This is a genomic window from Kitasatospora sp. SC0581, from assembly GCF_048159585.1.
Lineage (GTDB): Bacteria > Actinomycetota > Actinomycetes > Streptomycetales > Streptomycetaceae > Kitasatospora.
This window is the reverse complement of record NZ_JBLRWA010000008.1, coordinates 34,181-60,771: the sequence shown is the minus strand read 5'-3', so window position 1 is coordinate 60,771 and position 26,591 is coordinate 34,181. Positions and strand designations below refer to the sequence as shown.

The window sequence follows — 26,591 nt, the reverse complement described above, 5'->3', positions numbered from 1 at the left end:
TGCTTTCCGGACGAATTTCCGGATGTGCGGCCCGGTCATCTTGACATGGCAGTTACAGCCATGTGAAGAGGTATATGCCGAAGATCGGGGAGGTGCATGCACGCAGATCACAGTTGGGCATCTGTCGGTTGTCGGGGCTGGCGCAAGCCAGTTCGGATGGCAGAGAGTTCTGCGCAACGCACCGCGCGTGCTGGAACCCCACAAAGGTGAGCGCGCACGCCGACAAGCCCGTCCACGCGACGCCCATCCCGCGTGGTGGCAGTGCCTGTGCACGACGCACTGCCGTCAACACCCGCTCCTCCTAAGCACCTCCGCACGTCCGCAGCCGCACCGCCGAAGACGGCGACCGGCACCCGTGGGCCGGCCACCGTCGGCGAGGGGACCAACTGACCATGACATCCGTGACCACCGCCGGGAACGAGCCGGAGGCAGCAGCCGCCGCCGGACCGGCCAAGAAGATCGAGGGCCGCTCCCTCGGCCAGATCGCCTGGACCCGCTTCAAGCGGGACAAGGCCGCCGTCGCCGGCGGCGTCGTGGTGATCCTGCTGATCATGCTCGCCGTGCTGGCCAAGCCGATCGAGTCGATGTTCGGGCTCGACCCGGACGCCCTCCACCAGGACCTGCTGGACGCCGACCTCGGCGGTCTGCCGTTCGGCGACTGGGGCGGCATGAGCCTCGAACACCCGCTCGGCATCGACCCGCTGCAGGGCCGTGACCTGCTCACCCGCGTCATCGAGGGCTCCTGGGTCTCCCTGCTGGTCGCCTTCGGCGCGACCCTGCTGTCCAACACCATCGGCACCGTGCTCGGCATCATGGCCGGCTACTACGGCGGCTGGGTGGACACCGTGATCAGCCGGGTGATGGACGTCTTCCTGGCCTTCCCGCTGCTGCTCTTCGCCATCGCGATCTCGACCTCGCTCCAGGGCGGAGCCTTCGGCCTGCACGGCCTGCCGCTGCACATGCTGGTGCTGATCTTCGTGATCGGCTTCTTCAACTGGCCCTACATGGGCCGGATCGTGCGCGGCCAGACGCTCTCGCTGCGCGAGCGGGAGTTCGTCCACGCGGCCCGCAGCCTCGGCGCCCGCGGCCCGTTCATCCTGTTCAAGGAGCTGCTGCCCAACCTGGTCGGTCCGATCCTGGTCTACTCGACCCTGCTGATCCCGACCAACATCCTCTTCGAGGCGGGGCTGAGCTTCCTCGGCGTCGGCATCCAGCCGCCGCAGGCCTCCTGGGGCGGGATGCTCCAGGACGCGATCCGGTACTACCAGGTGGACCCCCAGTACATGGTGGTCCCCGGTCTGGCGATCTTCGTCACCGTGCTCGCCTTCAACCTGCTCGGCGACGGTCTTCGCGACGCCCTCGATCCCAAGAGCAACTGATTCCGCCGCACATGACCACGCATCATGTGATGCGCCGTCAAGGCTCTCCTTCACCGCCTCCCATCCCCAAGGGGTTGATCTCACCCATGCGTAGGTCCCGTACCGTCGCCCTGACCGCGGCCGCAGCCGCCGCCGTCCTGGTCGTGACCGGTTGCACCAGCTCGTCGAAGGACACCGGTTCCGCCTCGTCCTCCGGCACCGGAGGCGGCTCCGGCGCCAACGCCGCCACCAAGGGCATCGTCAACGCCTCGGACAAGAAGGGCGGGACGGTCACCTACGAGATGAAGGGCACCCCGGACTCGCTCGACCCGGGCAACACGTACTACGCGTACATCTACAACTTCTCGCGCCTGTACGCCCGCTCGCTGACCACCTTCAACCCGGCGCCGGGCGACGAGGGCAACAAGCTCGTCCCCGACCTCGCCGAGTCGATGGGCCAGGTCAGCGCGGACGGCCTGACCTGGACGTACAAGCTGCGCAAGGGCCTGAAGTACGACGACGGCACCCCGATCTCCTCGAAGGACGTCAAGTACGCCGTCGAGCGCTCGAACTACGCGCTGGACGTGAACTCCAACGGCCCGGTCTACTTCCGCGAGCACCTGGTGGACAACGCCACGCCGTACGCCGGCCCGTACAAGGACAAGGAGGGCGGCCTCGACTCGATCGAGACGCCCGACGACACCACGATCGTCTTCCACCTGAAGCAGCCCTTCGCCGACTTCGACTACCTGGTCAGCGCCCCGCAGACCGCGCCGGTCCCGCAGGCCAAGGACACCGGCTCGGAGTACGTGAAGAAGATCGTCTCCTCGGGCTCCTACAAGTTCGAGTCCTACGAGGACGGCAAGCAGGCCGTCCTGGTCCCGAACACCAACTGGGACGCGAGCACCGACCCGATCCGCAAGCAGCTCGCGGACAAGATCGTGCTCCGGATGAACATCGACCAGTCCACCATCGACAAGGACCTGCTGGCCGGCAACGCCCAGGTCGACCTGGTGGGCGGCGGCGTCGACCCGCAGACCCAGGCGCAGATCCTCCAGAACCAGAAGCTGAAGGCCAGCACCGACAACGCCTACGGCGGCCGCCTGGTCTACATGGCGATCAACTCCAAGCTCGCGCCGTTCGACAACATCGAGTGCCGCAAGGCCGTGCAGTACGCGGTCGACAAGGTCTCGGTGCAGACCGCTCTCGGCGGCCCGATCCGCGGCCAGATCGCCAACACGGTGCTCCCGCCGGACATCCCCGGCCACCAGGACTTCAACACGTACGAGACCAAGGACAACAAGGGCGACGAGGCCAAGGCCAAGGAGGCCCTGAAGGCCTGCGGCAAGGAGGGCGGCATCAACACCGTCCTCTCCGCCCGCACCGAGCGCGCCACCGAGGTCGCCGCGGCCACCTCGATCCAGGCCGCGCTGAAGAAGGTCGGCATCAACGCCGAGATCCAGCAGTACCCGCAGGGCAAGTACCTCCAGGACAGCGCCGGCTCCCCGCAGTTCGCGGCCGAGCACAACATCGGCCTGATGATGATGCAGTGGGGCGCCGACTGGCCGACCGGCTACGGCTTCCTCCAGCAGATCGTCGACGGCCGCACCATCAAGCCGTCCGGCAACAACAACCTGGCCCAGCTGGACAACCCCGCGGTCAACAAGCTGCTCGACGACGCCGCGATCAACCCCGACAAGACGGCCCGCGAGAAGATCTACGGCGACGTCGACAAGAAGGTCATGGACCAGGCGGTCTACGTCCCGCTGACCTACTTCAAGGTCTTCCTGTACCGCCCGGACAACGCCACCAACGTGGTCTCCACCTCGGCGTTCTCGGGCGAGTACGACTACCTGAACATCGGCGTCAAGTAAGAGCCTGGCTCCGCATCCCTGAAGGCAGGTGAAGGCAGCGGCGCCCGCCGCCGTCCGGAAGATCCCGGACGGCGGCGGCCGCCGGAGCCGCCCAACTGTGTTTGCCTACATCATCCGCAGGATCTTCGCGGCGGCGATTTTGCTGCTGGTCGTCAGCGCGGTCACCTTCGCGATCTTCTTCCTGCTCCCGCGCCTCGCGGGCGAGACGGCCGACCAACTGGCCGCCCAGTACATCGGGAAGAACCCGTCGCCGGACGCGATCGCGGCGGTCAAGCAGAACCTCGGCCTCGACCAGCCGCTGTACACCCAGTACTGGAACTTCCTGAAGGGGCTGGTCAGCGGCGCCGAGTACCACTTCGGACCGGAACCGGCCACCTGTCACGTGCCCTGCTTCGGCTACTCCTTCAAGAACCACCTGGAGGTCTGGCCCGAGCTGACCAAGCGGATCCCGATCACCATCTCGCTCGCCGCCGGTGCGGCCGTGCTCTGGCTGGTCTCCGGCGTCGCCACCGGCGTCGTCTCCGCCCTGAAGCCGCGGTCGATCTTCGACCGGCTCTCCATGGGCGTCGCGCTCGCCGGCGTCTCGCTGCCGGTCTTCTTCACCGGCGCGCTGCTGCTCACGCTGTTCAGCTACGAGTGGCCGATCCTGGACAACCTGCACTACGTCGACTTCACCGACGACCCGCTGATGTGGGCCCGCAACCTGATCCTGCCGTGGATCTCGCTGGCCTTCCTCTACTCCGCGCTCTACGCCCGGCTCACCCGCGCCGGGATGCTGGAGACCATGAGCGAGGACTACATCCGCACCGCCCGGGCCAAGGGCCTGGTCGAGCGCAAGGTCGTCGCCCGGCACGGGCTGCGCGCCGCGCTCACCCCGATCGTCACGATCTTCGGCATGGACCTCGGGCTGCTGCTCGGCGGCGCGCTGATCACCGAGCAGGTCTTCTCGCTCCAGGGCGTCGGCCAGTTCGCCGTCCAGGCGATCTCCGACAACGACCTGCCCAAGATCCTCGGCGTCACCCTGCTCGCCGCCTTCTTCATCGTCGCCTGCAACCTCGTGGTCGACCTCCTGTACGCCCTCGTCGACCCCCGGGTGAGGCTCTCGTGACCGACCTCCAGAAGGACCCGGCGGCCGCTCCCGCCTCGGCCGGCGACCCCTTCCTCTCCGTGCGCGACCTGCGGATCCACTTCGACACCGACGACGGCCTGGTCCGCTCGGTGGACGGGGTCAGCTTCGACCTGCACAAGGGGCGCACCCTCGGCATCGTCGGCGAGTCCGGCTCCGGCAAGTCCGTCACCTCGCTCGGCATCATGGGCCTGCACCGCTCCAAGCGGGCCCGGATCAGCGGCGAGATCCGGCTGAACGGCGAGGACCTGATCGCGGCCGGCCCGGACCGGGTGCGCCAACTGCGCGGCCGCGAACTGGCGATGATCTTCCAGGACCCGCTGACCGCGATGCACCCCTACTACACGGTGGGGCAGCAGATCGTCGAGGCCTACCGGGTGCACCACCCCCAGGCCACCAAGAAGCAGGCCCGGACCCGCGCGGTCGAGATGCTCGACCGGGTCGGCATCCCGCAGCCGGACCGCCGGGTGGACGACTACCCGCACCAGTTCTCCGGCGGCATGCGCCAGCGCGCCATGATCGCCATGGCGCTGGTCAACGACCCCTCGCTGCTGATCGCCGACGAGCCCACCACCGCCCTGGACGTCACCGTCCAGGCGCAGATCCTGGACCTCATCCGCGACCTCCAGGAGGAGTTCGGCTCCGCGGTCATCATCATCACCCACGACCTCGGGGTGGTCGCCGAACTGGCCGACGACATCCTGGTCATGTACGGCGGCAAGTGCGTCGAGCGCGGCCCGGCCGAAACCCTCTTCGACGCGCCCGAACACCCGTACACCTGGGGCCTGCTGGGCTCGATGCCGCGACTGGACCGGGAACTCCAGGACCGGCTGGTGCCGGTCAAGGGCACCCCGCCCAGCCTGATCAACGTGCCGTCCGGCTGCGCCTTCCACCCGCGCTGCCCGTACGCCGCCCTGACCGACGGGCGCTCCACGAGCGAGGTCCCGGCACTGGCCGAGGCCGTGCCCGGGCACTTCGCGGCCTGCCACCTGGCGGCCGGCGAGCGGCACCGCATCTTCGCCGAAGAGATCGCGCCCCGGCTGTGAGCCCGGCCTCGTACCACCTTTCTGGAGAGAACCGATGACGGACACTCAGGCGGCTCCGACCCCGCGGTCGGCACCCGCCCCCGGCCGTGAGCCGCTGCTGAAGGTGGCCGGCCTGACCCGGCACTTCCCGATCCGCGGCGGGCTGCTGCGGCGCCAGACCGGCGCGGTGCGGGCCGTCGACGGCATCGACTTCACCGTCAACGCCGGCGAGACGCTGGGCGTCGTGGGCGAGTCCGGCTGCGGCAAGTCGACCATGGGCCGACTGGTCACCCGGCTCGACGAACCGACCGGCGGGACCATCGAGTTCGAGGGCACCGACATCAGCCACCTGAGCGTCGGGGCGATGCGGCCGCTGCGTCGCGACATCCAGATGATCTTCCAGGACCCGTACTCCTCGCTGAACCCCCGGCACACCGTCGGCACCATCGTCGGCGCGCCGTTCCGGCTCCAGAACGCGGTGCCCGAGGGCGGCCTCAAGAAGGCCGTCCAGGAGCTGCTGGAGCTGTGCGGGCTCAGCCCCGAGCACTACAACCGCTACCCGCACGAGTTCTCCGGCGGCCAGCGCCAGCGCATCGGCATCGCCCGGGCGCTCGCGCTGAAGCCGAAGATGATCATCGCGGACGAGCCGGTCTCCGCCCTGGACGTGTCGATCCAGGCGCAGGTGGTCAACCTGCTGGACGACCTCCAGCAGGAGCTCGGGCTGACCTACCTGATCATCGCGCACGACCTCTCGGTGGTCCGGCACGTCTCGGACCGGGTCGCGGTGATGTACCTCGGCAAGATCGTGGAGATCGCCGACCGGGACTCGCTCTACCGCAGCCCGATGCACCCGTACACCAACGCGCTGATGTCCGCCGTGCCCGTCCCGGACCCGCGCCGCCGCCAGCGCGCCGGCCGCGACCGGATCCTGCTCAAGGGCGACGTCCCCTCGCCGATCAACCCGCCCAGCGGCTGCCGCTTCCGCACCCGGTGCTGGAAGGCGCAGGACGTGTGCGCGAGCCAGGAGCCGCCGCTGGCGGTGCTCGAGACCGGGCACCAGGTGGCGTGCCACTTCCCCGAGAACGCTCCGGGGAACGCTCCGGCCGACGCCAGGGCCTGAGGTCCCCGCACGGACGCGAGAGGCCGCCCGCCCCCGGACTTCCGGGGGCGGGCGGCCTCTTCGGCGTCCGGGCCTCAGACGCCCGCGGCCGGCACCGCTTCGGGCCTCGGCGCCGGTTCGCGCGGGCCCGGGGCGGGGGCCGGGAAGCGGCGGTCCAGCGCCCGGACCACCCGGCGGCCGAGGCGCTGGAACGGGATCTCGACCAGCCGGTACGACAGGTAGGAGAGCACCACGAGCGCCCCCAGGTAGCCGAGGGTGAGCGCGGCCTGCCCCGTCGGCCCGACGATCGGCGGGTAGCCCTGGAGCCTCCAGCCGACGAAGTACATCAGCGGCCCGTGCAGCAGGTAGACCGAGAAGCTGATCGTGCCGAGCCCGCTCAGCCAGCGCGGGAAGCGGCGGCGGCGCAGCAGCATGGCCGCCGCGAACAGGGCCCAGGCGGCCAGGTAGGCGAGCGAGAAGGACTGCCACGAAGGGGTCCAGGTGTGCCAGAGCGCGGTGTCCCGGTTGTACAGGTAGCCGACCGTGACGCCGGCGACGACCACGAAGGCGCAGCAGAGCAGGGCCGGGAGCCGGTCGAGCAGGCCGTGCTCCAGCCGGTACAGCACGGTGCCGGCGAACATCGTCGCGAAGATCAGCATGGTCTCGAAGCCGGTGCTCCGGTTGTTCACCGTGATCAGGACCAGGCCCAGGCCGCCGAGCAGCAGCGCGCCCCAACGGGTCAGGTCCGGACGGGCGGTGGCGATGCACGCCATCGCCATCAGCACCACGATCCCGGCCACCGCCACCAGGTGCCTGGTGGCCGGCAGGTCCACCGAGATCCCGCCGATCGGCAGCCAGGTGCCGAGCACCAGGGCGACGGACGCGAAGCCGACCGCGATCGGCGCGCTGTTCCGGTGCCACCCCCGGACGAACAGCGCGCACACGAAGTAGTAGAAGACCATCTCGTAGGTGAGCGACCACATCACGCCGATGGCGCTGGGCACCCCCACCAGGTCCTGGAGCAGCAGGCCGTTGGCGGCGAGCGACAGCACCGGGTGGTCGAAGGGGAAGCTCTGGACGATCTGGCCGCCGCGGGGCAGCACCAGCAGGCTCGCCACGATCGTGACGGCCACCGCGGGGTAGATGCGGAAGAGCCGTCCGGTCCAGAACGCCCGGACGTCGCCGCGCCGTTCCAGCGACGCCGGGATGATGTACCCGCTGACCAGGAAGAACAGCATCACGCCGAAGAAGCCGAGGTCCAGTTGGCGCGGCACCCGGTCCGCGTGGGGGATCTTGCCGAGCAGTCCGAAGTGGTGCATGGCGACGGCGAGGGCGGCGACGCCGCGCAGCGCGTCGAGCCAGCCGAGCCTGGCGGAGGCGGGCGGTTCCGGCGGCGACTTCGACGGCTCCGGCGGTGACGCCGGGGCCGACCTGGGCTTCACGAGCTTCACAGGCGGAGGCTAGCCGAGCCGCTCCGGCCGGACGGCGCGCAAGCCGTCCGGCACCCTTCCGGCGGTGCGTTCGCATCCGGAGAACGGACGTTCACCGGCACATCCGTGCACATCGGGTACACATGGACGGTGACATCCCAGCTCTTCCCGACCGACGTCCAGCAGTCGCTGGACCTCGTCGGCATCTTCGTCTTCGCCCTCTCCGGGGGCCTGCTCGCCGTCCGCAAGAACATGGACATCTTCGGCATCTGTGTGCTGGCGGAGGTCACCGCCCTCGGCGGCGGCGTGATGCGCGACCTGGTGATCGGCGCGACCCCGGTCGCCGCGTTCACCAACCTCGGCTACTTCGTGACCCCGCTGGGCGCCGCCCTGGTGGTGTTCTTCCTGCACCCGGAGGTCGAGCGGATCAACCGGGCGGTGCAGACCCTGGACGCCCTCGGGCTCGGGCTGTTCTGCGTGACCGGCACCGCCAAGGCCCACGACTTCGGACTCGGCGCCGTCGCCGCGATCGCGCTCGGCATGGTGACCGCGGCCGGCGGCGGCGTGATCCGCGACATACTCGCCGGGGAGATCCCCTCGCTGCTGCGCTGGGACCGGGAGATCTACGCCGTCCCCGCCCTGGTCGGCGCCACCGTCGTCGCCCTGCTGATCGCCACCGACCGGCTCACCGGCGTGACCGGCACCGCCGCCGCGCTTACCGCCTTCGGACTGCGGATGCTCGCCCTGAAGTACGGCTGGCGTGCCCCGCGGGCCTGGCACCGCAACGGTTCTCGCACCAGCGAGGAGTAGGCGAGCCGCCGTACGCGAGCGAGATCGCCTCGGCCGTGCAGAGCAGTTCCGGCACCATCCTGGCCAGTTCGGCCGGCGGAACCTCGCTCGCCGGGGCGCTCAGCGCGCAGGCCGCGACCGTCCGCCCGCCGCTGCCCGCGACCGGCGCGGCCACGCAGGTCACCGGCTCCCGGTGCTCGCGCGACTCGGCCGCCCAGCCCCGGCGGCGCACCGCCGCCAGCTCGGGCTCCGCGCGGGCGTCGTCCGCGGACAGCCCGGCGAGCAGCACCCGGCCGACCGCCGTCCCGTCGACCGGGGCCCGGCGCCCGATCCGGGACGGCTCCGCGCCCGGCGGCCCGGCCACCTCGTCCAGGTAGAGCACCTCGCCGTCGTGCAGCACGGCGAGCCGGACGGTGTAGCCGCAGCGGGCGTTGAGCGCGGCCAGGTACGGCGCGGCGACCTGCCGGACGTCGAAGTCCTCCAGCGCGCGGTGGGCCAGCGAGAGCACCCGGCCGCCGATCCGGTAGCGCAGGTCCGGCTGGCGGCGGGCGAAGCCGTGCTCCTCCAGGGTGCGCAGCAGCCGCAGGGCGGTGGACTTGTGCACCCCGAGGCTGCTGGCGGCCTGCTCCAGCGAGAGCGGTGCGTCGCCGAGCGCGTCGAGCAGGGTCAGCGCGCGGTCGACCGACTGCGACATGGCGTTCCCCGTGGATCCGGCTGACTGGTGGCGTCAGGCTAACCGCTGGGTGGCTCAGTGGTACAAACCAGTACCGGACGCGGCCGTCCGGCCGTGGTGCGTCCGGCCCGTGCGGGCGGTGGCTGGATCGGTGCCCCGGGCCGGAACCCCGCCCCCTGCGGCGCTCTACAATCGGATGGTTATGCCATACCTGGACCATGCGGCGACCACGCCGATGCTGCCCGAGGCGATCGCCGCGATGACGGCGCACCTGGGGGTGGTCGGCAACGCCTCGGCCCTGCACGCGGCCGGCCGCCGGGCCCGCCGGGTGGTCGAGGAGTCCCGGGAGTCGCTGGCCGAGTCCCTGGGCGCCCGCCCCAGCGAGATCGTGCTCACCGGCGGCGGCACCGAGTCCGACAACCTCGCGGTCAAGGGCCTGTACTGGGCCCGCCGGGACGCCGACCCGGCCCGCACCCGGGTGCTGTGCAGCCCGGTCGAGCACCACGCGGTGCTGGACGCGGTGCACTGGCTCTCCGAGCACGAGGGCGCCGCCGTCGAGTACCTGCCGGTCGACGAGCACGGCCGGGTGCACCCCGAGGCGCTGCGGTCCGCGATCGAACGCGACCCGGCGTCGGTGGCGCTGGTCACCGTGATGTGGGCCAACAACGAGGTCGGCACCGTCCAGCCGGTCCGCGAACTGACCGCCGTGGCGGCCGAGTACGGCATCCCCGTGCACGCCGACGCGGTGCAGGCGCTCGGTCAGGTCCCGGTTTCCTTCGCCGAATCCGGCCTCACCGCGCTCACCGTCACCGGACACAAGATCGGCGGCCCGTTCGGCATCGGCGCGCTGCTGCTCTCCCGGGGCGCCGCGCCCGTACCGCTGCTGCACGGCGGCGGGCAGGAGCGCGACGTGCGCTCCGGCACCCTGGACGCCCCCGGCGCGGCCGGCTTCGCGGCCGCCGCCGCGATCGCCGTCGAACGGCGGGCCGAGCACACCGTCACGCTGGGCGCGCTGCGGGACGAACTGGTGGCCTCGGTGCTGGACGCCGTCCCCGACGCGATCCTCAACGGCGACCCGTCCGCGGCCGGGCGGCTGCCCGCCAACGCGCACTTCTCCTTCCCCGGCTGCGAGGGCGACGCCCTGCTGATGCTGCTGGACGCCCAGGGCATCGAGTGCTCGACCGGCTCCGCCTGCTCCGCCGGGGTGCCGCAACCCAGCCACGTGCTGCTCGCGATGGGCGTCGACCCGCTGCTGGCGCGCGCGTCGCTGCGGTTCTCGCTCGGCCACACCTCGGTGCGGGAGGACGTGACGGCGCTGGCGGCGGCCATCGGGCCGGCGGTGCTGCGGGCGCGCAACGCCGGGCTGGCCTCCGTCCGGCGCTGAGCCCGGCCGTGCGGCGCCGTTCCCGGCCGTCCGGCGCTGAGCCCGGCCGTGCGGCGCCGTTCCCGGCCGTCCGGCGCTGATCCCGGCCGTGCGGCGCCGTTCCCGGCCGTCCGGCGCTGATCCCGTCTTCCGGGAACAGCCGGGCCACCCCGTACCCTTGTTGCCATCATGACTGACTTCCCGGGTGCCCCGACCACTCCGTCCACCGGCCGTCTGCGCGTGCTCGCGGCGATGTCCGGCGGAGTCGACTCCGCCGTCGCCGCCGCCCGCGCCGTCGAAGCCGGACACGAGGTGACCGGCGTCCACCTGGCGCTGTCCAGCAACCCGCAGTCCTTCCGGACCGGCGCGCGCGGCTGCTGCACCATCGAGGACTCCCGGGACGCCTGGCGGGCGGCCGACGTGATCGGCATCCCCTTCTACGTCTGGGACCTCGCCGAGCGCTTCCGCGAGGACGTCATCGACGACTTCGTCGCCGAGTACGCGGCCGGGCGCACGCCCAACCCGTGCCTGCGCTGCAACGAGAAGATCAAGTTCGCGGCGCTGCTGGACAAGGCCGTCGCCCTCGGCTTCGACGCCGTCTGCACCGGCCACTACGCCCGGATCGTCGACCTGCCCTCCGGTGCCCGCGAACTGCACCGGGCCGTCGACTCCGCCAAGGACCAGTCCTACGTCCTCGGCGTCCTCGACGCCGACCAGCTCGCCCACTCGCTCTTCCCGCTCGGTGACACCACCAAGGAGGAGATCCGGGCCGAGGCCGAGCGCCGCGGCCTGGCCGTCGCCAAGAAGCCCGACAGCCACGACATCTGCTTCATCGCCGACGGCGACACCCAGGGCTTCCTCGCCAAGCACCTCGGCACCGCGCCCGGCGACATCCTCGACGCCGACGGCACCAAGCTCGGCGAGCACGACGGCGCGTACGGCTTCACCATCGGCCAGCGCAAGGGCCTGCGGATCGGCCGCCCGGCCGCCGACGGCAAGCCGCGCTACGTCCTGGACATCTCCCCGGTGAACAACACCGTGACGGTCGGCCCGGTCGAGGGCCTCGACGTCACCGGGCTGACCGCCATCCGCCCCCGCTGGTGCGGCACCGAGCCCCTCGCCGACGGGCGCTACACCGCCCAGCTCCGCGCCCACGGCGAGGAGGTGCCGGTGAGCGCCTCGGTCGTCGACGGCGAACTGCGGGTGCGGCTGGACACCCCGGTGCGCGGCATCGCCCCCGGCCAGGCCGTGGTCCTCTACGACGGCACCCGCGTCGTCGGCTCCGCCACCATCGCCACCACCGAGCGCCCGGCCGTCACCGCCTGAGCGGCAGCGGCCGGCGGCCGGGCCTCCTGTCCACGCAGAGGCCCGGCTGGATCCCGGTGTCGGCAGGCCGACCGGCAGCGGGTGAGATGTCGGCCCGGTCGGCCATAGTGGACGGCATGACCTTCTACGAGCAGCACCGCGAGTTCATCGAGGAGCTGGAGCGGATCACCCCGGAAGGCGTCCGGATCGAATGGTCCGGAGACACGCTGATCATGCAGGCGTCGCCGTCCAACATCCATCAGCTCAACGTGGCCCAGGTGCGCAGGCAGTTCGAGCAGCACGCTCCTGACGGCTACCTTCCCAGCGAGCGGAGCGAGATCGTCAGCCCGGACGTCTCCAAGGGGCGTGAGCCGGACCTGACCTACCTCCCCCTCGACGTCCTCTCCCAGCCGGGTAACAAAGCCCCTGCCGCCGAAGCCCTGATCGCCGTGGAGATCGTCTCGCCGTCCAACCCGGGCAACGACTGGATGGACAAGCTGCACGACTACGCTGTGATGCGCATCCCGCTGTACCTGATCGTGGACCCGCGCCAGCAGACGGTGACGCTGTTCTCCGAGCCGAACCACGACCGCTACCACACCCGCAGCGACCGGAAGTTCGGCGACGCGATCACCATCCCGGAGCCCTTCGGCTTCAGCCTGAGCCTGTCGAAGCTCGTGCCGTACACCGAGTAATGGCGGTGAGCGGTGGGCAGGGGGCGTGATAGACCAGACGACACTATGAACATTTCTGTCTTCTGCTCCGCGTACTCGCTCGACGACCGCTACTCCGCCCCCGCCGCCGAGTTCGCCCGGCTCCTGGGGGAGGGCGGGCACACCCTGGTGTGGGGCGGCTCGAACGCCGGGCTGATGGGGCTGCTCGCCGACGAGGTGAAGGCGGCCGGCGGCCGACTGGTCGGCGTGATGGTCGAGATGCTGCGGCACAAGGCGTACGTCGGCGCCGACGAGCTGGTGTGGACCGCCGACCTCCCCGAGCGGAAGGCGGAGCTGGCGGCCCGGGCCGACGCGATCGTCGTCCTGGTGGGCGGGCTGGGCACCCTGGACGAGGTGACCGAGGTGCTGGAGCTCAAGAAGCACGGGATGTTCGACAAGCCGGTGGTCGTGCTGGACACCGAGGGCTTCTACTCCGGCCTGCGCACCCAGATGGAGCGGATGGACGCCGAGGGCTTCCTGCCGCGCCCGCTCGCCGAGCTGATCACCTTCGCGGACACCCCCGCCGAGGTCTTCGCCCAGCTCAAGGCCTGAGAGGATCGGGTCCATGGCTGCACATCTGATCACCGGCGCCGGCTCCGGCATCGGCGCCGTCCTCGCCGAGCGACTCGCCGAGCGCGGGGACGAGCTCTGGCTGCTCGCCCGCGACGCCCGCCGGGCCGCCGAGCTGCGCGAGCGCTTCCCCGGGGCCCGCACCCTCGTCGGGGACCTCGGCGACCCGGGCAAGCTCTCCTGGGCCTTCGGCCACCAGCAGCTGCCCGTCGAGCTCGACTCCCTCCTGCACGTCGCGGGCGTCGTCGAGCTCGGCCCGGTCGGCGACCTGACCCCCAAGGCCTGGCAGGAGACGCTCAACGTCAACCTCGTCGCCCCCGCCGAGCTGACCCGCCTCCTGCTGCCGTCGATCCGGCTGGTCAAGGGCCACGTGCTCTTCGTGAACTCCGGCGCCGGCCTGAACGCCCACGCCGAGTGGTCGGCGTACGCGGCCAGCAAGCACGGCCTCAAGGCGCTCGCCGACGCGCTGCGCCACGAGGAGCACGCCAACGGCGTCCGGGTCACCTCCGTCTACCCCGGCCGCACCGCCACCGCGATGCAGGTCAAGGTGCACCAGCAGGAGGGCAAGGAGTACGACGCCGACCGCTGGATCGAGCCGGAGTCCGTCGCCAAGGCGGTCCTCGCCGCCCTCGACGCCTCCCGCGACGCGGAGATCACCGACATCACCGTCCGCCCGGGGCGCTGACGCGCCGCGCGGGACACCGGCGACGGCCGACGCCCCGCGCGCCCACCGGAGTTCGACACCACGTCCGCGTGCCCGACGGCCCCGGCACCGAGCCCTCCGCTCGGTGCCGGGGCCGTTCGCGCGGGGTGCGGCGGCCTGCGGATTTGTCGTTGGCGCGCCCCCACCGGTTGTGGAATGATCCGCTCCGCCCTCCAGTCGATCAAGGACGGACCAACGGAGGGTAAAGGCGTCATTCGCGCTTCAAAGTGCCCAGGGGGGTTCCCATTTCCAGATTCCGTACGGCCCTCGCCGCCGGTGTGACGCTGCTCGGGGCGGTCGGTCTGCCGGCCGTCTCCGCGGGCGGCGCGGCCGCGGCCGGCAGCACGCTCTACGTCAACAACGCCGCGGGGGCGCACTGCACCGACGCCGGCGGCGGCGCCCAGTCGGCGCCGTTCTGCACCATCGGCGCGGCCGCGGCCGTCGTCCAGCCGGGGCAGACGGTGGACATCGCCGACGGGGCGTACCCCGAGGACCTGACCGTCACGAAGTCGGGCACGGCCGAGGCGCCGATCACCTTCCGGGCGACGAAGAACGAGAACAGCCCGGGCGGCGGTGCCCGCATCGGCGGGTGGAACCAGCAGACCAACGGCTTCTTCGTCACGGGCGCCCAGCACGTCCGCTTCGAGAACCTGACGTTCGACGCGGGCTACCTGAAGCCGTCGATCGTGGTGAGCGGCGCCCGGGACGTGGTGTTCGACAACACCTCCGTCCTCGGCGGCACCGGTGTCCGGATCACCGGCGCGTCCGACAAGGTGGTGTTCGGACGCGGCAGCATCGGCTCGGCGGGGCCGGGGATCACCGTCGACGGCGGTTCCACCGGAACCGTGCTGACCACCAACGTGGTGCAGCCCAACTCCGGCTACAACTCGACCGGCATCGTGGTGCAGGACTCGCCGGACACCGTCGTGGTGAGCAACTCGCTGAACACGAACTGCTTCGGCGGGATCGTGCTGGACGGCACCTCGACCGGTGCGGTGGTCGAGAACAACGTGGTGAACACGGCGGCCAACCTCGAGAAGTCCTGCGGGGCCAAGGCCACCGGCGCCACCGGGATCACCGTCGCGGTGAACTCCGTCCCGGGCCTCAAGGCCGACTACAACGTGGTCGACTCGCGCAGCGACGCCGCGGCCTACCACTGGGGCGGCGTCCCGTACGCCGTCCAGCAGGCGTTCACCGCCGCCACCGGCCAGGGCGCGCACGACTTCTTCGCCCCGTCGTGGGTCCAGAAGGGGCCGAACGCGCCGCTGGACGTCACCGTCGACTCGGCGGACGAGAACGCCCCGGGCATGCTGCCGACCGACCGCGGCGGCTGGGCCCCGGTGGACGACGTGACGGTCCCCAACACCGGTACGGGCAGCGGCTTCCGCGACCGCGGTGCCTACGAGATGCTCGACATCGGCAGCGCCTTCACCCCGGCCGGTCCGACCCGGCTGCTGGACACCCGGGCACCGATCGGCGTCCCGTCGGCGCAGCCCGTCCCGGCCTGGGGCACCGTCGACCTCCCGGTGACCGGTGTCGCGGGCGTTCCGGCGGAGGGCGTGACGGCCGTGACGCTGAACGTGACGGTGACCGAGCCGGGCGCCGACGGCCACCTGACCGTCTACCCGCACGGTGACGCCGCGCCGAACTCGTCGAACCTGAACTGGGTCGTCGGGCGGACGATTCCGAACCTGGTGACCGTTCCGGTGACGGACGGGAAGGTGTCGTTCTACAACGCCTCCGGCGGCACGGTGCACCTGATCGCGGACCTCGCCGGCTACTACGGCACCAAGGGTTCGCTGTTCCACGCCGAGGGCCCGACGCGGCTGCTGGACACCCGGGCGCCGATCGGCGTCCCGTCGGCCCAGGCGGTCCCGGCCTGGGGCACCGTGGACCTGCCGGTCACCGCCGTCGCGGGCGTCCCGGCAGCCGGTGTCACCGCCGTCACGATGAACGTGACGGTCACCGACCCGGAGCAGGACGGGCACCTGACCGTCTACCCGCACGGCGGCAAGGCGCCGGACGCCTCCAACCTCAACTGGACGGCCGGGCGCACGATCCCGAACCTGGTGACGGTGCCGGTGAAGGACGGCAAGGTCTCGTTCTACAACGCCTCCGGCGGCACCGTGCACCTGATCGCCGACCTCGCGGGCTACTACAGCGCCGAGGGCAAGGTCAGCTACCGCCCGGCCGGCCCGTACCGGCTCCTCGACACCCGCCAGGACGCCAACTGGGACTCGGAGGCCCGCCCCGCGGGCACCGTCCCGGCCTGGGGCACGGTGGAGATCCCGGTCGGCGAGATCCCGAACGTCACCGCGCTGACCCTGAACGTGACGGTCACCGAGCCGGGCACCGACGGGCACCTGACCGTCTACCCGCACGGTGACGCGGCGCCGAACGCCTCGAACCTGAACTTCCTGCCCGGCGAGACCATCCCCAACCAGGTGGTCGTCCCGGTCAAGGACGGCAGGGTCTCGTTCTACAACGCGAGCGGTGCTCCGCTGCACCTGATCGTCGACCTGTTCGGCTACCAGGCGTACTGACCCGTACGCGCACCCGCGCCCGCCCCGACGGCCCCGGAGCCGAGCCCCCGCGCTCGACTCCGGGGCCGTTCGCGTGCGGTGCGGTGGCCTGCGGATTTGTCGTTGGCGCGGCCCCTTCCGCTATGGAATGATCCGCTCCGCCCTCCAGCCGATCAGTTCAGGACACAGGGGGGCCGGAAAGCGTCATCAGCGCTGCACAATGCCCAGGGGGATCCCATTTCCAGACTCCGTACGGCCCTCGCCGCCGGTGTGACGCTGCTCGGGGCGGTCGGTCTGCCGGCCGTCTCCGCGGGCGGCGCGGCCGCGGCGGGCGGCACGCTCTACGTCAGCAACGCCGCGGGTGCGAACTGCACCGACAGCGGCGGCGGCGCCCAGTCGGCGCCGTTCTGCCACGTCGCGGCCGCCGCGGCGGTCGTCCAGCCGGGGCAGACCGTCGAGATCGCGGCCGGGTCCTACGTCGACACCGCGGTGACCGTGACCCGCTCCGGCACCGCCGACGCCCCGATCACCTTCCGCAGCCAGGCCCAGCAGTACTCGTCGGGCGGCGTCGCCTCGCTCAGCGGCGGGGCGCCGAACCACCCGGACAGCGCCATCGTGGTCAAGGGCGCCGACCACCTGCGCTTCGAGAACCTGACGGTGCTGAGCAACCAGCGTCCGGCCGTCGTGGTCGACGGCGGGCACGACGTCTCCTTCACGAACATCGCGGCCTCGGGCGGTGGCGTCCGGATCACCGACGCCTCCGACAAGGTCACCTGGGCCCGCGGCAACTTCAGCTACGCGCCCGGTCCGCTGCTCCAGGTCGACGGCGGCTCCACCGGGACCGTCCTGACCACCAACGTGGTCCAGGCCAACTACGTGTCCGACATGACCGGGATCCTGGTCAAGGACGCGCCGAACACCGTCGTGGTGGCCAACACCGTCACCTCGTCCTGCTTCGCCGGGATCGTGCTGGACGGCGGCTCGACCGGCGCGGTGGTCGAGAACAACGTGGTGAACACCGCGAAGAACCAGAACGCGGCCTGCGCCACCCCGGCCGCCGCCACCGGGATCACCGTCGGGGCGAACGCCACCGCGGGCACCAAGGTCGACTACAACCTGATCGACCCGCGCAGCGGCGGCGCGCCCTACAGCTGGGCCGGCGCCGCCTTCGGCACCCAGGACCAGCTCACCGCGAACACCGGCCAGGGCGTGCACGACTTCGTCGCCCTGACCTACGTGCCGAAGGGCCCGGACGCCCCGGTCGACCACCGGATCGACTCGGCGGACGAGACCGCCCCGGGCATGCTGCCGACCGACCGCGGCGGCCAGGCCCCGGTGGACGACCCGACGGTCGCCAACACCGGTACGGGCAGCGGCTTCCGCGACCGCGGTGCCTACGAGATGCTCGACATCGGCAGCGCGTTCACCCCGGCCGGTCCGACCCGGCTGCTGGACACCCGTCAGCCGATCGGCGTGCCGACGGCGCAGCCCGTCCCGGCCTGGGGCACCGTCGACCTCCAGGTGGCCGGCGTGGCCGGGGTCCCGGCGACCGGTGTCACCGCCGTGACGATGAACGTGACGGTCACCGACCCGCAGGAGGCCGGGCACCTCACCGTGTACCCGCACGGGGACGCGGCGCCCAACTCGTCGAACCTGAACTGGCCCGCCGGGCGGACGATCCCGAACCTGGTCACGGTTCCGGTGACGGACGGCAAGGTGTCGTTCTACAACGCCTCCGGCGGCACGGTGCAGCTGATCGCCGACCTGGCGGGCTACTACAGCCCCAAGGGTTCGCTGTTCCACGCCCAGGGTCCGACCCGGCTGCTGGACACCCGGGCGCCGATCGGCGTCCCGTCGGCGCAGGCGGTTCCGGCCGGGGGCACCGTCGACCTCCCGGTGGCCGGTGTCGCGGGCGTGCCGGCGACCGGCGTCACCGCCGTGACGATGAACGTGACGGTGACCGAGCCGCAGGCCGACGGTCACCTCACCGTCTTCCCGCACGGTGACAAGGCGCCGAACGCGTCGAACCTCAACTGGACGGCCGGGCGGACGATTCCGAACCTGGTGACGGTGCCGGTGAAGGACGGCAAGGTGTCCTTCCAGAACGTCTCCGGCGGCACCGTGCACCTGATCGCCGACCTCGCGGGCTACTACGCCACCGAGGGCAAGGTCAGCTACCGCCCGGCCGGCCCGATCCGGGTCCTCGACACCCGCCAGGACACCTACTGGGAGTCGGGCGTCCGCCCGGCGGCCACCGTCCCGGCCTGGGGCACGGTGGACGTCCCGGTCGGCGAGATCCCGAACGCCGCGGCGGTGACCCTGAACGTGACGGTCACCGAGCCGGGCACCGACGGGCACCTGACCGTCTACCCGCACGGTGACGCGGCGCCGAACGCCTCGAACCTGAACTTCCTGCCGGGCGAGACGATCCCCAACCAGGTGGTCGTCCCGGTCAAGGACGGCAAGGTGTCGTTCTACAACGCGAGCGGTGCTCCGCTGCACCTGATCGTCGACCTGTTCGGCTACCAGGCGTACTGACCCGTACGCGCACCCGCGCCCGCCCCGACGGCCCCGGCGCCGAGCACCCCGCTCGGCGCCGGGGCCGTTCGCGTGTTTCCGCGAGCTGTGAAATCCGTCTTGGCACGGGCCCCGGGCCGTGGCAGGATCCGCTCCGCCTTCCAGCCGACCGGCTCCGGACGGCGGGGGGTCGAAAGCGTCATCCACGCTTCAATTCGCCCACGGGGGGCTCCTGTGTCCAGATTCCGTACAGCGCTGGTCGTCGGCGTGACGCTGCTCGGGGCGGTCGGTCTGCCGGCCGTCTCCGCGGGCAGTGCGGTCGCGGCGGGCGGCACGCTCCACGTCGACAACGCCGCGGGTGCGAACTGCACCGACAGCGGCAGCGGCACCCAGTCGGCGCCGTACTGCACCATCGGCGCGGCGGCGGCCGCCGTCCAGCCGGGCCAGACCGTCGACATCGCGGACGGTACGTACATCGAGGACGTGACCGTCACCCGGTCGGGCACGGCCGAGGCGCCGATCACCTTCCGCGCCAGCAGGACGCCCGACGAGAACAACGGCGGCGGCCTCACCAAGATCGGCACGGGGGACAGGCCCGTCAACGGGTTCGTCGTCCGGGGCGCCGAGCACGTCCGGTTCGAGAACCTGACCGTCGCGGCGGTCTCCCAGAAGGCGGCCGTGCTGGTGGACGGCGCCCGTGACGTCTCCTTCGACAACGCCTACCTCACCGGTGGAACCGGCATCCACGTCACCAACGGCTCCGAGCGGGTGCTCCTCGGACACGGCGACGTCGGAAGGGTGCAGGGCCCGGCGGTCACCGTGGACGGCGGCTCCACCGGGACGGTCGTCACCACCAACGCGCTCATGCCCTACGCCGGGCCCGACATGACCGGGGTCCTGGTCAAGGACGCGCCGAACACCGTCGTGGTGGCCAACAACGTCACCTCGTCCTGCTTCGCCGGGATCGTGCTGGACGGCGGCTCGACCGGCGCGGTGGTCGAGAACAACCTGGTGAACACCGCCCTGTACGGCATGAACCCGTGCCGCGACCAGACCGCCCGCGCGACCGGGATCACCGTCGGCCCGAACGCCGTCGCGGGCACCAAGGTCGACTACAACGTGGTCGACCCGCGCAGCGGCGGCGCGGCCTACAGCTGGGCCGGGACGGCGTACGGCGACCAGCCGTCCTTCACCGCGGCCACCGGCCAGGGCGCGCACGACTTCGTCGCGCCGTCGTCGATCCAGAAGGGTCCGGACGCGCCGCCGGACCACGTGACCGACTCGGCGGACGAGAACGCCCCGGGCATGCTGCCGACCGCCATCGGCGGCGTCGCCGCGGTGGACGACCCCAAGGTCCCCAACACCGGTACGGGCAGCGGCTTCCGCGACCGCGGCGCCTACGAGAACGCGGATGTCGGCAGCGCCTTCACCCCGGCGGGCCCGACCCGGCTGCTCGACACCCGCCAGCCGATCGGCGTGCCGGCGGCGCAGCCCGTCCCCGCCGGGGGGACCGTGGACCTGCCCGTCACCGGGGTGGCCGGGGTCCCGGCGTCCGGGGTGACGGCGGTGACGATGAACGTGACGGTGACCGAGCCGCAGGCCGACGGGCACCTCACCGTCTATCCGCACGGGGACGCGACGCCGACCGCCTCCAACCTCAACTGGTCTGCCGGGCGGACGATTCCGAACCTGGTGACGGTGCCGGTCAAGGACGGCAAGGTGTCGTTCCAGAACGCCTCGGGCGGCACCGTGCACCTGATCGCCGACCTGGCGGGCTACTACAGCCCGAAGGGTTCGCTGTTCCACGCCCAGGGCCCGACCCGGCTGCTGGACACCCGGGCACCGATCGGCGTCCCGGCGGCGCAGGCCGTTCCGGCGTACGGCACCGTCGACCTCGCGGTGGCGGGCGTGGCCGGGGTCCCGGCGTCCGGGGTGACGGCGGTGACGATGAACGTGACGGTGACCGAGCCGCAGGCCGACGGGCACCTGACCGTCTATCCGCACGGGGACGCGACGCCGACCGCCTCCAACCTCAACTGGCCTGCCGGGAGGACGATTCCGAACCTGGTCACGGTGCCGGTCAAGGACGGCAAGGTGTCCTTCCAGAACGCCTCGGGCGGCACCGTGCACCTGATCGCCGACCTCGCCGGCTACTACACCGCCGAAGGCAGGGTCAGCTACCACCCCGACGGCCCCCAGCGCTGGATGGACACCCGCGACCCGGGCTTCCGGACACCGGCCGTCCCGGCCTGGGGCACCCTCGACCTGCCGATCCCGTACGGTCCGGCCGTCGCGGCGGTGACCCTGAACGTGACGGTCACCGAGCCGGGCACCGACGGGCACCTGACCGTCTACCCGCACGGTGACGCGGCGCCGAACGCCTCGAACCTGAACTTCCTGCCCGGCGAGACGATCCCCAACCAGGTGGTCGTCCCGGTCAAGGACGGCAAGGTGTCGTTCTACAACGCGAGCGGTGCTCCGCTGCACCTCGTGGTCGACGAGTTCGGCTACCAGGCGTACTGACCCCGGCCCGTAGGAAAACGGCCCCCGGAACCGAGCCCCGCGCTCGGTTCCGGGGGCCGTTCGCGTACGGCGGCGGCCCGTGCGACGTACTGACACGACCGTTCGACTGTGGAATGATCCGCTCCGCCCTCAAGTCGATCAAGGACGGATCAAGCGAGGGCAAAAGCGTCACCAAAGCTCAACAGCGCCCAGGGGGGCTCCTCTTGTCCAGAATCCGCACGGCTCTCGTCGTCGGTGCGACGCTGCTCGGGACGGTCGGCCTGCCGGCCGTCTCCGCGAGCGGCGCGGCCGCGGCGGGCACCACCCTCCACGTCCACCGCACGACCGGCTGCACCAACAGCGGCACCGGCACCGAGTCGGCGCCGTACTGCACCATCGGTCCGGCGCTGGCCGCCGTCCAGCCCGGCCAGACGGTCGAGATCGGCGAGGGCACGTACCCCGAGGACCTGACCTTCACCCGGTCGGGCACCGCCGGGGCGCCGATCACCGTCCGCGGCGTCACCGGCCCAGGGGGCTCGGGCCCGATGATCGGCGACCAGAAGACTCCCGTCAACGGGTTCGTCGTCCGGGGCGCCGACCACCTGCGCTTCGAGAACCTCTACCTCACCGCGGCCCCGAAGAGCACCCTCCTGGTGGACGGGGCCCGCGACGTCTCCTTCGACCAGGTGACCATCGCCGAGGGCGCCACCCTGCACGTCACCAACGGCTCCGCCGACGTGCGCTTCGCGCGTGGCAGGATCGGCTCCTACCAGGACCCGGCGGTCACCGTGGACGGCGGCTCCACCGGCACGGTCGTGACCACCAACCAGGTGTACAAGCCCGGGTCCGGACCCGGGACCGTGCCCGGCATCGTGGTGAAGGACGCCCCGAACACCGTGGTGGTGGCCAACACCGTCAACGCGCCCTGCTCCCGGAGCATCGTGCTGGACGGCGGCTCGGCCGGCGCGGTGGTCGAGAACAACGTGGTGAACAGCGCGAACGGCCCGCGGGCCTGCGGCGCCAGGTCCGCCGAGGCCATCGGCATCACCGTCGGGCCGGACGCCACCGCCGGCAGCAAGGTCGACTACAACGTGGTCGACCCGCGCAGCGGCGGCCCGGCCTACAGCTGGGCCGGCGGCCCGTACACCTCGCAGGAGGCCTTCACCGCGGCCACCGGCCAGGGGGAGCACGACATCGTGGCGCCCAGCCTGGTGGACCGGGGCCCGGACGCGCCGGCGGACCCCAAGGTCGACTCGGCGGACGAGAACGCCCCGGGCATGCTCCCGACCGACTCCGAGGGCAGGGCGCCCGTCGACGACCCGACGGTGCCCAACACCGGTACGGGCAGCGGCACCCGCGACCGCGGCGCGACCGAACGCTCCTTCGTCGGCAGCGCGTTCACCCCGGCCGGCCCGACCCGGCTGCTGGACACCCGGGCGCCGATCGGCGTGCCCTCGGCGGCGGCCGTGCCCGCCTGGGGCACCGTCGACCTCCCGGTCGCGGGCCTCGCGGGCGTCCCGGCCGAGGGCGTCACCGCCGTGACGATGAACGTCACGGTCACCGAGCCGGGCGTCGACGGCCACCTGCGGGTCTACCCGCACGGCAGCCGCCCGTGGGACACCTCCGCCCTGAACTGGACGGCCGGGCGCACCGTCGCCAACCTGGTGACGGTGCCGGTGAAGGACGGCACGGTGTCGTTCTACAACTCCTCCGGCGGCACCGTGCACCTGATCGCCGACCTCGCCGGCTACTACAGCCCCAAGGGCTCGCTGTTCCACCCGCAGGGCCCGACCCGGCTGCTGGACACCCGGGCGCCGATCGGCGTGCCGTCGGCGGCGGCCGTGCCCGCCTGGGGCACCGTCGACCTCCCGGTCGCGGGCCTCGCGGGCGTCCCGGCCGAGGGCGTCACCGCCGTGACGATGAACGTCACGGTCACCGAGCCGCAGGCCGACGGCCACCTCACCGTCCACCCGCACGGCGACCAGCGCCCGAACGCCTCCAACCTCAACTGGACGGCCGGCCGGACCACCCCGAACCTGGTGACCGTCCCGGTGAAGGACGGCAGGGTGTCCTTCTACAACTCCTCCGGCGGCACCGTGCACCTGATCGCCGACCTGGCCGGCTACCACACCGCCGAGGGCAGGATCAGCTACCACCCCGATGGCCCCGAGCGGCTCCTGGACACCCGCGTCCAGCCGGGCGGCAGCGCACCCGTCCCCGCCTGGGGCACCCTCACCCTCGACCTCGTGAACTACCCCTACCTCGCCGGAATGACCCTGAACGTCACGGCCGTCGAGCCCGGCGCCGAGGGCCACCTCACCGTCTACCCCCAGGGCGACACGGTGCCCAACGCCTCCAACCTCAACTTCCTGCCCGGGGAGACCGTCGCCAACCAGGTGGTCGTCCCGGTCAGCAAGGGCAAGGTCTCCTTCCACAACGCCAGCGGCGCCCCGCTGCACCTCGTGGTCGACAGGTTCGGCTACCAGGCGTACTGACCCAGCTCCGTACGAACGGCCCCCGGAACCAGGCCCCGTGCCCGGTCCCGGGGGCCGTCGCCGTCCGGTCCGGAGGTTCGCGGAAACCTCCTTGGCGCCGGTTCCCGCGCCGTGGAATGATCCGGACGCTCTCCGGACGATCTATTCCCGACGCCGGGGGGTCGAAATGCGTCACAAGTGTTTCAAAGTGCCCTGGGGGGTTCCCATTTCCAGATTCCGTACAGCTCTCGCCGCCGGCGTGACGCTGCTCGGGGCGGTCGGCCTGCCGGCCGTCTCCGCGAGCGGCGCGGCCGCGGCCGGCAGCTCGCTCTACGTCAACAACGCCGCGGGCGCGAACTGCACCGACAGCGGCAGCGGCGCCCAGTCGGCCCCGTACTGCACCATCGGCGCGGCGGCGGCCGCCGTCCAGCCGGGCCAGACCGTCGAGATCGTCGACGGCACCTACGGCGAGAACCTGACCATCACACGATCGGGAACGGCTGAGGCGCCGATCACCTTCCGTGCCCATTCCAGCTGGACCTCGTACGGGACGATCGGGGGGAACGGCAAGCCAGTCGACGGGTTCGTCGTCAAGGGTGCCGACCACCTGCGCTTCGAGGGCCTCGGAATCAGCGCGGCAGCGGGGACCCCCACCGTAACGGTGGACGGAGCCCACGACGTTTCCTTTGACAAGGTCGACCTCGACGGCGGCAGCGGGATCCACATCACCAACGGCTCCGTCGGGGTGCGCATCGGACGCAGCACGGTTAACTCTCCCGCAGGATCGGTGGTCGTCGTGGACGGCGGCTCCACCGGTACGGTCGTGACCACCAATCTGCTCCAGAACATCCGGACGTCCGGTACCGAGGGAGTTCTGGTCAAGGACGCCCCGAACACCGTGGTGGTGGCCAACACTGTCAGTGCGCCCTGCTCCCGGGGCATCGTGCTGGACGGCGGCTCGGCAGGCGCGGTGGTCGAGAACAACGTGGTGAACACGGCGAAGGGGGGGAACGCGGCCTGCGCCACCCCGGCCGCCGCCACGGGAATCACCGTCGGGGCGAGTGCGGCCTCGGGCACCAAGGTCGACTACAACCTGATCGACCGTCGCAGCGCTGGCGCGGGCTATGACTGGGCCGGTACGACCTACGCCACCCAGCAGGCGTTCACCGCGGCCACCGGCCAGGGCGCGCACGACTGGGTGCACCTGACCGACGTGCCGAAGGGGCCGACCGCCCCGGCCGACCACCGGATCGACTCGGCCGACGAGAACGCCCCGGGCATGCTGCCGACCGACATCAACGGCCGTGCGGCCGCCGATGACCCGACCGTTCCCAATTCGGGTACGGGCAGCGGATTCCGCGACCGTGGTGCGTTCGAGACCTTCAACGTCGGCAGTGCCTTCACCCCGGCGGGTCCGGCCCGGCTGCTGGACACCCGTGCGGCCGTCGGTGTCCCGGCGGCGCAGGCGGTTCCGGCGTACGGCACGATCGATCTGCCGGTGGCCGGTGTGGCCGGGATTCCGGCATCCGGTGTGACAGCGGTGACGATGAACGTGACGGTGACCGACCCGCAGGAGGCCGGGCACCTCACGGTGTACCCGCACGGTGACGCGGTACCGACCGCCTCCGTCCTCAACTGGCCGGCCGGTCGCACGATCGCCAACCAGGTGACGGTGCGGGTGAAGGACGGCAAGGTGTCGTTCTACAACGCCTCCGGCGGCACGGTGCACCTGATCGCCGATCTGGCCGGCTACTACGGCCCGAAGGGTTCGCTGTTCCACCCCCAGGGTCCGGACCGGCTGCTGGACACCCGGGCGCCGGTCGGTGTCCCGGCGGCGCAGGCGGTTCCGGCGTACGGCACGGTGGACCTGCCGGTGGCGGGGGTGGCCGGGGTTCCGGCGTCCGGTGTGACGGCGGTGACGATGAACGTGACGGTGACCGACCCGCAGGCCGACGGGCACCTGACCGTCTACCCGCACGGGGACAAGGCGCCGGACGCCTCCAACCTCAACTGGACGGCGGGGCGGACGATCCCGAACCTGGTGACGGTGCCGGTGAAGGACGGCAAGGTGTCGTTCTACAACGCCTCCGGCGGCACCGTGCACCTGATCGCGGACCTCGCGGGCTACTACAGTGCCGAGGGCAAGGTCAGCTACTGGCCCGAAGACCCGGAGCGGCGGCTCGACACCCGTATCGTGTGGGGGGCCGGCAGCCGGGCCGTTCCGGCCTGGGGCACCGTAACCATCGACACCAGGGGTTCCAACGTCACGGCGATGACCCTGAACGTGACGGTCACCGAGCCGGGCGCCGACGGCCACCTCACCGTGTACCCGCACGGTGACGCGGTGCCGACCGTCTCGAACCTGAACTTCCTGCCCGGGGAGACCATCTCCAACCAGGTCGTGGTCCCGGTCAAGGACGGCAAGGTGTCGTTCTACAACGCCAGCGGCGCCCCGCTGCACCTCGTGGTCGACGAGTTCGGTGTCGAGAGCTACTGACCCCCGCCCCACCCCGACGGCCCCGGTGCCGAGCCCCGTGCTCGGCGCCGG

The 26,591-nt window shown here is 71.7% G+C and carries 18 protein-coding genes; 16 read left to right on the top strand and 2 right to left on the bottom strand.

Going from position 1 to position 26,591, the window contains the following annotated elements; genetic code table 11:
- Positions 1-392 precede the first annotated feature (392 nt).
- From ACLWS4_RS15620 to ACLWS4_RS15600, 5 genes are all read left to right on the top strand, one after another.
- Positions 393-1,379, top strand: a complete 987-nt coding sequence (locus ACLWS4_RS15620) for an ABC transporter permease (protein ID WP_049649099.1) — start codon at positions 393-395, stop codon at positions 1,377-1,379.
- An 86-nt stretch (positions 1,380-1,465) separates the two neighbouring features.
- A complete protein-coding gene (locus tag ACLWS4_RS15615) occupies positions 1,466-3,232 on the top strand; it encodes an ABC transporter substrate-binding protein (protein WP_074001488.1) in 1,767 nt (588 codons plus the stop codon).
- A gap of 97 nt (positions 3,233-3,329) precedes the next feature.
- Positions 3,330-4,340, top strand: coding sequence for an ABC transporter permease (locus ACLWS4_RS15610; RefSeq protein WP_049649101.1), 1,011 nt, complete (start codon positions 3,330-3,332; stop codon positions 4,338-4,340).
- Positions 4,337-5,404 carry an ABC transporter ATP-binding protein gene (locus tag ACLWS4_RS15605; RefSeq protein ID WP_416874397.1) on the top strand — a complete coding sequence of 356 codons (1,068 nt, stop codon included), beginning with the start codon at positions 4,337-4,339 and terminating at the stop codon, positions 5,402-5,404. The genes ACLWS4_RS15610 and ACLWS4_RS15605 overlap by 4 nt, the downstream gene beginning before the upstream one ends.
- Before the next feature lie 34 nt (positions 5,405-5,438).
- The gene (locus ACLWS4_RS15600; RefSeq protein ID WP_416874396.1) at positions 5,439-6,503 is read left to right on the top strand and encodes an ABC transporter ATP-binding protein; all 1,065 of its coding nucleotides are present in this window, start codon (positions 5,439-5,441) and stop codon (positions 6,501-6,503) included.
- A gap of 74 nt (positions 6,504-6,577) precedes the next feature.
- Here the strand turns inward: ACLWS4_RS15600 and ACLWS4_RS15595 are convergent, their stop codons facing one another.
- A complete protein-coding gene (locus ACLWS4_RS15595; protein WP_416874395.1) occupies positions 6,578-7,933 on the bottom strand; it encodes an acyltransferase family protein in 1,356 nt (451 codons plus the stop codon).
- Positions 7,934-8,062: 129 nt separating this feature from the next.
- Between ACLWS4_RS15595 and ACLWS4_RS15590 the strand changes: the two genes are divergently transcribed.
- Complete coding sequence (locus ACLWS4_RS15590) at positions 8,063-8,722, top strand: trimeric intracellular cation channel family protein (protein WP_049660599.1); 660 nt, start codon at positions 8,063-8,065, stop codon at positions 8,720-8,722.
- Here the strand turns inward: ACLWS4_RS15590 and ACLWS4_RS15585 are convergent.
- The gene (locus ACLWS4_RS15585) at positions 8,628-9,395 is read right to left on the bottom strand and encodes an IclR family transcriptional regulator (RefSeq protein WP_380781443.1); all 768 of its coding nucleotides are present in this window, start codon (positions 9,393-9,395) and stop codon (positions 8,628-8,630) included. The two genes, ACLWS4_RS15590 and ACLWS4_RS15585, sit on opposite strands and share 95 nt — an antisense overlap.
- A 181-nt stretch (positions 9,396-9,576) precedes the next feature.
- Here ACLWS4_RS15585 and ACLWS4_RS15580 point away from each other — a divergent pair, with 181 nt between their 5' ends.
- The 10 genes from ACLWS4_RS15580 (at position 9,577) to ACLWS4_RS15535 (ending at position 26,540) form a co-directional block, all read left to right on the top strand.
- Positions 9,577-10,758, top strand: a complete 1,182-nt coding sequence (locus tag ACLWS4_RS15580) for a cysteine desulfurase family protein (RefSeq protein ID WP_416874394.1) — start codon at positions 9,577-9,579, stop codon at positions 10,756-10,758.
- 168 nt (positions 10,759-10,926) lie between these two features.
- Positions 10,927-12,063: a tRNA 2-thiouridine(34) synthase MnmA gene (mnmA, locus tag ACLWS4_RS15575; protein ID WP_049658857.1), complete on the top strand. Its 1,137-nt coding sequence runs from the start codon at positions 10,927-10,929 to the stop codon at positions 12,061-12,063.
- A gap of 116 nt (positions 12,064-12,179) precedes the next feature.
- Positions 12,180-12,737 carry a Uma2 family endonuclease gene (locus ACLWS4_RS15570; RefSeq protein ID WP_049658858.1) on the top strand — a complete coding sequence of 186 codons (558 nt, stop codon included), beginning with the start codon at positions 12,180-12,182 and terminating at the stop codon, positions 12,735-12,737.
- A 45-nt stretch (positions 12,738-12,782) separates the two neighbouring features.
- Complete coding sequence (locus ACLWS4_RS15565; RefSeq protein ID WP_074001491.1) at positions 12,783-13,307, top strand: TIGR00730 family Rossman fold protein; 525 nt, start codon at positions 12,783-12,785, stop codon at positions 13,305-13,307.
- Between the two features lie 13 nt (positions 13,308-13,320).
- Positions 13,321-14,010: an SDR family oxidoreductase gene (locus ACLWS4_RS15560; RefSeq protein ID WP_049658860.1), complete on the top strand. Its 690-nt coding sequence runs from the start codon at positions 13,321-13,323 to the stop codon at positions 14,008-14,010.
- A 296-nt stretch (positions 14,011-14,306) separates the two neighbouring features.
- Positions 14,307-16,571, top strand: coding sequence for a right-handed parallel beta-helix repeat-containing protein (locus tag ACLWS4_RS15555; protein WP_416874393.1), 2,265 nt, complete (start codon positions 14,307-14,309; stop codon positions 16,569-16,571).
- A gap of 249 nt (positions 16,572-16,820) precedes the next feature.
- Positions 16,821-19,088 (top strand): right-handed parallel beta-helix repeat-containing protein, encoded by a 2,268-nt coding sequence (locus ACLWS4_RS15550; RefSeq protein WP_416874392.1) that lies wholly within the window; start codon positions 16,821-16,823, stop codon positions 19,086-19,088.
- Between the two features lie 213 nt (positions 19,089-19,301).
- The gene (locus tag ACLWS4_RS15545) at positions 19,302-21,590 is read left to right on the top strand and encodes a right-handed parallel beta-helix repeat-containing protein (protein WP_416874391.1); all 2,289 of its coding nucleotides are present in this window, start codon (positions 19,302-19,304) and stop codon (positions 21,588-21,590) included.
- Positions 21,591-21,793: 203 nt separating this feature from the next.
- A complete protein-coding gene (locus ACLWS4_RS15540; RefSeq protein WP_416874390.1) occupies positions 21,794-24,064 on the top strand; it encodes a right-handed parallel beta-helix repeat-containing protein in 2,271 nt (756 codons plus the stop codon).
- A 238-nt stretch (positions 24,065-24,302) separates the two neighbouring features.
- A complete protein-coding gene (locus ACLWS4_RS15535; RefSeq protein ID WP_416874389.1) occupies positions 24,303-26,540 on the top strand; it encodes a right-handed parallel beta-helix repeat-containing protein in 2,238 nt (745 codons plus the stop codon).
- Positions 26,541-26,591 lie beyond the last annotated feature (51 nt).

Bases quoted from the DNA above. Each gene is read 5' to 3' on its own strand.
- ACLWS4_RS15620 (WP_049649099.1), top strand. From the start codon at position 393: ATGACATCCGTGACCACCGCCGGGAACGAGCCGGAGGCAGCAGCCGCC.
- ACLWS4_RS15615 (WP_074001488.1), top strand. From the start codon at position 1,466: ATGCGTAGGTCCCGTACCGTCGCCCTGACCGCGGCCGCAGCCGCCGCC.
- ACLWS4_RS15600 (WP_416874396.1), top strand. From the start codon at position 5,439: ATGACGGACACTCAGGCGGCTCCGACCCCGCGGTCGGCACCCGCCCCC.
- ACLWS4_RS15585 (WP_380781443.1), bottom strand. From the start codon at position 9,395: ATGTCGCAGTCGGTCGACCGCGCGCTGACCCTGCTCGACGCGCTCGGC.
- ACLWS4_RS15580 (WP_416874394.1), top strand. From the start codon at position 9,577: ATGCCATACCTGGACCATGCGGCGACCACGCCGATGCTGCCCGAGGCG.
- mnmA (WP_049658857.1), top strand. From the start codon at position 10,927: ATGACTGACTTCCCGGGTGCCCCGACCACTCCGTCCACCGGCCGTCTG.
- ACLWS4_RS15570 (WP_049658858.1), top strand. From the start codon at position 12,180: ATGACCTTCTACGAGCAGCACCGCGAGTTCATCGAGGAGCTGGAGCGG.
- ACLWS4_RS15565 (WP_074001491.1), top strand. From the start codon at position 12,783: ATGAACATTTCTGTCTTCTGCTCCGCGTACTCGCTCGACGACCGCTAC.
- ACLWS4_RS15560 (WP_049658860.1), top strand. From the start codon at position 13,321: ATGGCTGCACATCTGATCACCGGCGCCGGCTCCGGCATCGGCGCCGTC.